Annotated in this window: 3 protein-coding genes; 1 reads left to right on the top strand and 2 read right to left on the bottom strand. The window is 38.6% G+C overall.

Going from position 1 to position 2,001, the window contains the following annotated elements:
- The first annotated feature begins 167 nt into the window (after nucleotides 1–167).
- A complete protein-coding gene (locus ABXH34_RS18260) occupies nucleotides 168–347 on the top strand; it encodes a hypothetical protein (protein ID WP_353573319.1) in 180 nt (59 codons plus the stop codon).
- 40 nt (nucleotides 348–387) lie between these two features.
- On the opposite strand, the gene ABXH34_RS18255 is transcribed toward ABXH34_RS18260, so the two are convergent.
- Nucleotides 388–702 (bottom strand): helix-turn-helix domain-containing protein, encoded by a 315-nt coding sequence (locus ABXH34_RS18255; RefSeq protein WP_353573318.1) that lies wholly within the window; start codon nucleotides 700–702, stop codon nucleotides 388–390.
- A gap of 399 nt (nucleotides 703–1,101) precedes the next feature.
- The coding region (locus ABXH34_RS18250) for an InlB B-repeat-containing protein (RefSeq protein WP_353573317.1) at nucleotides 1,102–2,001 on the bottom strand (900 nt) is incomplete at its 5' end.

Genomic DNA, 2,001 nt, shown 5'->3' with positions numbered 1-2,001 from the left:
TGTATTCCATCTCTCATATTATAAGCCATTCTTGAGTTTAGGGAGATAAATCTGTTCGCCTGAAAGGCGAAGGTTTTAACCTTATACATGGAAATAAACAAAAAGTTGATATTATGGATGGCGATCATAAGCTTGAAGTATACAATCGTTTTTCTGAGCAAAAGAATATGTCTGCATGGATTGCTTTAGGTGTAGGAGGACAGCCTGACAACCCAGCAGAGCTTTACACTATCCCATTACATGCCCTCAAATATCGTTATGCTGAGCAGTCTTATTTACAGCAATTCCGCCATAAAGATTTATCTAAAAATTTCTATTTGGATATGCGTTATTACACGCTTCGCTAATTTTTAAAATGGTTCTATTCCAAAGATAAAGCCATTTTGGTTATTGAGCTTGTTTTACAATCTGAATAATTTCATCAAGTTCTTTCTTAAGCTTTTCAAGTTTGCTATTTAATTGATAAGTATTTTCATGTTTTTCTCTTATTTCATAGTTTGTTATACTTTTTCTACCTGTAAGAATATATTGAATATCAGCACCAATTTTGTCTATGTTTGACCAATAGTCACTATCAGGCTTTCTTTTTCCTCTTTCATAATTGCTTTGCGCTTCTTTGGTTACACCTCCTGCATTTCCAAACTCAGTTTGATTAAGGGCTAATCTAGTTCTTTCTTCTCTTAGTCTTTGTGATATTGACATTTAATTAACTCCATTTGCAAAATAATAACAAATAATTAACGAGCATTTGTTTGCAGTTAACAATTGTTCTATTAATATACTCCTCAATGTATACGGATAACTGACCAGACAAGGACAACATAGTTAAACAATGACCGTATATAGTAAAACATTCCAGTAAATACAACTAAAGTTGTAAGTCATGCTACTTTAGTTATAATTTTTCTAAATTAATTAACATTTTGCATACGAACGTGAAATGGAAGTGTGTACTTTTGGTTTTTCGGGTACATCTTATGAATATAAATGGAAGATGAAAGTAAATGATAGGTAAAGTTTGTTCATACCTTATTCCCATAAGTTGAAACTGTAAAACAACTAAAATAGTCGCAAAATGCAGGAACAAGGCATCATTTTAGGTTAAGGCACAACCGTTACATCTAAACTGGCATCGTTATTACCCCAATCTGAATCATCGGCATCCGATTCAACTGAAGTATACGCCGTGGTTGTACCCACGGCTTGCATTCTCACACCAACAGTACGGGTGCGATAAGAACCTGAATTCAGCGTACCAAATCCACATTCCACATCACCGTCACCATTAATGCTGCAACTGGGAGGTTTTGAATGTAACGTACCATCTGTTGGCAACTCAAACACCATGACTGCATTAGGCGCGGCTGAAGGGCCATCGTTGTAAGTTCGGGTTTTGTAATTTGCAACCCGTCCCACACTCGGATCACCACTAGGATAAGATTTAGAAATCGTCACCCGCATATCTGCTCCACTTTCAATAGTCAATTCCATTGAGTCTGAATTGTTTGAGGTATCAGGATCAATTTCATCACCATACGCATACACGGTCGCTGTTGTATCCCATTCGTCAATCACTCGAACACCCACATCGCGCGTGCGTTGGCTGCCATTTGGAATTGAACCAATCACACATACCACATCACCATCTTGATTTAAGCTACAACCGCTAGAACCCCAAATCCATTCCGCTTCAAACGGTAAAGATAACGTAGTTTCGACATTGGTTGCATCGCTGCTGCCATCATTCACAGTGACAAAACTAAACTCAATGCTTTCGCCCACAGCAACACTGGTTTTATTGCTGGTAAAGCTACTGATGCGTAAATCTGCACCGCCTGCTGGCGCGGTATTTTTATACGTTGCATTAATGGTGGCTGCTGATGCTGGCATAGTGACTGTGGTCATGGCTTGCGCTGGATCAGCTAACACACCTGTATCACCTGTCCACACATCGAACTCTTGACCTGTTGGTGCTGTATCCGCTGTCACAGTTACTTGCGC

The organism is Candidatus Albibeggiatoa sp. nov. BB20 (assembly GCA_016744725.1).
Lineage (GTDB): Bacteria > Pseudomonadota > Gammaproteobacteria > Beggiatoales > Beggiatoaceae > Albibeggiatoa.
Note: the sequence above shows the minus strand (reverse complement) of the source record. Positions and strands in the feature narration are given on the sequence as shown.

Excerpts from the sequence above, each read along its gene's own strand:
- ABXH34_RS18260 (WP_353573319.1), top strand. The coding sequence starts at position 168 with ATGTCTGCATGGATTGCTTTAGGTGTAGGAGGACAGCCTGACAACCCA.
- ABXH34_RS18255 (WP_353573318.1), bottom strand. The coding sequence starts at position 702 with ATGTCAATATCACAAAGACTAAGAGAAGAAAGAACTAGATTAGCCCTT.